4 protein-coding genes are annotated in these 3,690 nt (G+C 54.4%); all 4 read left to right on the top strand.

Translation table 11 applies throughout. The features are described from left to right. Positions 1-188 precede the first annotated feature (188 nt). On the top strand, positions 189-512 hold the full coding sequence (locus BBW68_RS11695) for a PTS sugar transporter subunit IIB (RefSeq protein WP_070135498.1): 324 nt from the start codon (positions 189-191) through the stop codon (positions 510-512). Next, complete coding sequence (locus BBW68_RS11690; protein ID WP_070135497.1) at positions 509-1,831, top strand: PTS sugar transporter subunit IIC; 1,323 nt, start codon at positions 509-511, stop codon at positions 1,829-1,831. Before BBW68_RS11695 ends, BBW68_RS11690 begins: the two co-directional genes overlap by 4 nt. Then, a complete protein-coding gene (locus tag BBW68_RS11685) occupies positions 1,831-2,157 on the top strand; it encodes a PTS lactose/cellobiose transporter subunit IIA (RefSeq protein ID WP_070135499.1) in 327 nt (108 codons plus the stop codon). The genes BBW68_RS11690 and BBW68_RS11685 overlap by 1 nt, the downstream gene beginning before the upstream one ends. Before the next feature lie 66 nt (positions 2,158-2,223). After that, complete coding sequence (locus BBW68_RS11680) at positions 2,224-3,651, top strand: glycoside hydrolase family 1 protein (protein ID WP_070135496.1); 1,428 nt, start codon at positions 2,224-2,226, stop codon at positions 3,649-3,651. The last annotated feature ends 39 nt before the right edge of the window (positions 3,652-3,690 follow it).

Below are 3,690 nucleotides of genomic sequence, written 5' to 3'. Positions count from 1 at the left end.
TGGAATGGCTAGCATCTTCGACCAAAATCGGCATATTAAAACAGCATGATTACCTATTATTCAACAAAGCCTCAGGCGTTAACAGGCGATTGGGATCGCGCTCACAGAACGATTTAAATAATATGAAACCGGTTGCAGAAACGGGGTTCTTTCGGCTATTTATTAAAAAACTAGACCGGAGAACAACCATGAATAAGATCTTACTCTGTTGTGCTGCAGGTATGTCCACCAGCATGGTGGTTCAGCGGATGGAAAAATCTGCAAAAAACAAAGCCATTGACGTTGAGATCAACGCCATAGGTTTTTACGAGTTTAATGAGCATATTGGCAACTACGACTGCTGCCTGCTCGGGCCACAGATCAAGTACAAGCTGGTCGATTTCAAACCGATCGCCGACGAGCTGGAGAAACCGATTGCCGTTATCAACATGATGGATTACGGCATGATGAACGGCGAGAAAATCCTTACCGACGCGCTGGCGATGATTGCCAACCACGGGGCGGTGAAATGAGTAGCCTCAGCGAAAAGCTGTTTGGCGTGATCGAGAACCGCATCAGCCCGATTGCGGCGCGCTTATCCAGCCAGCGTCACATGGTGGCAATCAAGGACGGCTTTATCTCCTCAATGCCGTTTCTGATTGTCGGTTCGTTTATGCTGCTTTTCGCTCACCCGCCGTTTGGTGCCGACAGCCAGTGGGCGTTTGCGCAGTGGTGGTTCGGAATGATTGAGCGCCGTAGCGAACAGATTATGATGCCGTATAATATGACGATGGGCATCATGGCGGTATATATCTGCGCTGCCATCGCTTACAACCTAGCGATTAGCTACAAAATGAACGGCTTTATGGCCGCCTGCCTCGCGTTAATGTCATTCTTGCTTGTGGCCGCGCCGCAGACCAACGGCAGGCTGCCGGTCAGCTCGCTGGGAGGGGAAGGGATCTTCACCGCGATTATCGTCAGCCTCTACGCCACCGAACTGATGCACTTCCTGCAAAAACACAATATCGGCTTTAAGCTGCCGGAGCAGGTGCTGCCGAAAATCCGCCAGTCGTTCAATCTACTGATCCCGATCTTGGCGATCTTCCTGACATTGTTTCCGCTCAGCTTGCTGGTGCAGGATCAGTTTGGCATGCTGCTGCCGCGGGCGATTATGGCGTTCTTCAAGCCGATTATCTCCGCTTCGGATTCACTGCCCGCCATTCTGATTGCGGTGCTGCTGTGCCACCTGCTGTGGTTTGCCGGGATCCATGGTGCGGTGATTGTCGGCGGTATTTTGCAGGCTTTCTGGCTGACCAACCTCGGTATTAATCAGCAGGAGCTGAATGCCGGGCAGCCGATTACCCAGATATTTATCGAGCCGTTCTGGCAGTTCTTTATAGTGGTCGGCGGTTCCGGTTCCACTATGGGGCTGATGTTCCTCTACCTATGCAGCCGCTCGGTGCACCTGCGCTCAATCGGCAAGCTTGGCTTGGTTCCGAGCATGTTCAATATTAACGAACCGATTATCTTCGGTTCCCCGGTGGTGATGAACCCGCTGCTGTTTATCCCGTTTGTTACCACACCGCTGGTCAACGCGGTGATCGCTTACGTTGCCACGTACACCGACTTGGTCAATCACGTAGTGTCGCTGGCACCGTGGACCACGCCCTGCCCGATTGGCGCGGCCTGGTCTACCGGCTGGGATTTCCGCGCGGTAATTTTGGTTGGCGTGCTGATCGTGATTTCCGCGCTGATCTACTACCCGTTTTTCAAGATGTACGAGCGCCAGTTACTGGCAGCAGAAACCCCTGCCCCGGCTGAGGGTGAACTGAAAACAATGGAGAACGCATGATGGATATGGAAAGCACGGTGATGGAGCTTATCATTAATGCCGGCGAAGCCCGCTCCTGCGCGATGCAGGCGCTGCGCGCAGCCCGCCAGTATAAATGGCAGGACGCGGACGCGCAGCTGACGGGAGCGACCGCGGCGGCAAAGGCAGCGCATAAGATCCAGACCGCCTTAATCGGTGAGGATGAAGGCGTCGGCAAGCTGCCGATGAATCTGATTCTGGTGCATGCCCAGGACCACCTGATGAACGCCATGCTGTGCCGCGAGCTAGCAGAAGAGATTATTCTGCTGCATCGCGAGATTGCGGCCTTGAAGCAGGCAACAAATTGAATCCAACCATTAGCACATCGTAGGGGTCAAGCACGCCTGACCCGTTAAACACGCAAGGAGAACCGGATGCAATACTCACGGTTAGCTCCCTTTCCTGACGAATTTTTATGGGGAGCTTCCACTTCGGCATACCAGGTTGAAGGGGCGTCACTTGAGGATGGCAAAGGGCCATCGGTGATTGATAAAACCAGCTTTGACCCGCGCCTCACCGACTTCACCGTCACCAGCGATCACTACCACCGCTTTAAAGAGGATGTGGCACTGTTCGCTGAGCTGGGCCTGAAGACTTACCGCCTGTCGATCTCTTGGAGCCGTCTGTTCCCGAACGGCAGCGGCGAGCTGAACGCCAAAGGCGTTGAGTTTTACCAGCAGCTGCTGACCGAACTGACGCAGCACGGCATTGAGCCGCTGGTCACGCTGTACCACTTCGATCTGCCGTGGGCATTGCAGGAAAAAGGCGGCTGGTCAGATCCGGCGACTATCGACGCCTTCGAGCACTTCGCCCGCGCCTGTTTTGAACTGTATGGTGACCGGTTGAAATACTGGCTGACCATCAATGAACAGAACATGATGATCCTGAAAGACGACGTCATCGGTACGCTGCCCGCCAGAACGCCCGATCCGCATAAAACCCTGTACCAGCAGAACCATCATATGATGCTGGCACAGGCGCGGGCGATGATCGCCTGCCATCAGATGCTGCCGGGCACGAAGATCGGCCCGGCACCGAATATCTCCTGCGTCTATCCGGCCAGTTCTAAACCTGAAGACGTGCTGGCGGCCCATAACTTCACCTCAATTCGCAACTGGCTGTACCTCGACCTCGGCTGCCATGGCCGCTACAACACCGTGGCGTGGCGCTTTATGCAGGAGAAAGGCTGGCTGCCGAAGATTAACCCGGGAGATATGGAACTGCTGAAGCAGGCGAAGCCGGACTTTATTGCCTTCAACTACTATGCCTCTGCCACTGTGGCCGCCTCGCAGGATGAGGCGGGCGAAGGCAGCCAGAAAGTGGATCAGCAGATGGTGGGCATCGATAAGGATGTTTACGTCGGCACCAACAATCCGCAACTGAAGAAAAATCAGTTTAACTGGTATGTTGACCCGGTGGGCTTCCGCATTACCGCACGCGAGATTTACGATCGCTACCAGCTGCCGCTGATCATTACCGAAAACGGCCTCGGTGCCTTTGATGAACTGACTGCCGACAACAAGGTGCATGACGACTACCGCATCGCATACCTCAGCGACCACCTAGCACAGCTGCAGCTGGCAATCAGCGATGGCGTGGAGATCTTCGGTTATTGTCCGTGGTCGGCTATCGATCTGGTCAGCACTCATCAGGGCATCAGCAAGCGCTACGGTTTTATCTACGTCAACCGCGACGAGCACGATCTGAAGGACCTGGCACGCTACCGTAAGAAAAGTTTCAGCTGGTATCAGCGCGTGATCGCGTCCAATGGTGCGAATTTACACAAAGATATCGCGTATTAAACCCCGCTGCGGGGTAGACTCTTAGGACGTGGTGTAAAT

The sequence above is a fragment of the Candidatus Erwinia dacicola genome (assembly GCF_001756855.1).
Taxonomy (GTDB): Bacteria; Pseudomonadota; Gammaproteobacteria; order Enterobacterales; family Enterobacteriaceae; genus Erwinia; species Erwinia dacicola.
Note: the sequence above shows the minus strand (reverse complement) of the source record. Positions and strands in the feature narration are given on the sequence as shown.